The sequence below is a fragment of the Variovorax glucosi genome (assembly GCF_051216695.1).
In the GTDB taxonomy this organism is placed as follows: domain Bacteria; phylum Pseudomonadota; class Gammaproteobacteria; order Burkholderiales; family Burkholderiaceae_C; genus Variovorax.
In genome coordinates, this window is sequence record NZ_JBPJZE010000195.1 from 1 (window position 1) to 428 (window position 428).

At 64.5% G+C, this 428-nt stretch carries 1 protein-coding gene; it reads right to left on the bottom strand.

Annotated elements, in window-relative coordinates; genetic code table 11:
* Positions 1 to 428: phosphatidate cytidylyltransferase (locus ACSFA3_RS24200; protein ID WP_435507928.1), on the bottom strand; the 428-nt coding region annotated here is incomplete at both ends.

A 428-nucleotide genomic window follows, 5' to 3' on the forward strand; every position in this document is an offset into this window, starting at 1 on the left:
TCCAGGAAGCGGCGTGTGTCGCCGCCGACCGCCGCCAGGATAGGCAGCAGCAGGAAGGCATAGACCGGGATGTAGATCGCGTAGAGCCCGTACCAGTCGATCCAGATCAGGAAATACTGCCCTGGCAGCGCGAGGTAGAAAGCCAGCGCGATCGGCGCGTGGTCGCCGCGCCGCGTGTAGGCCAGGCTGATGAACTCGCGCAGCGCATAGAACGAGATCAAATAGAACAACACGATCACGCCGCCCTTGCCGAAGGCGAAGGCAATGCCGATGACCGCCACCATCACCCACCACGCGTTGACGCGCGAGTTGAGGTTGTCGATCACCGAATGCGGCTGGCCGTGCGCCACGCGCCACTTGAGTAGCGCGCCGATGGCCGAGGCCAATCTCAGCACGCCGGCCACGCCGCCGAAGAGCTTGAGCGTGGT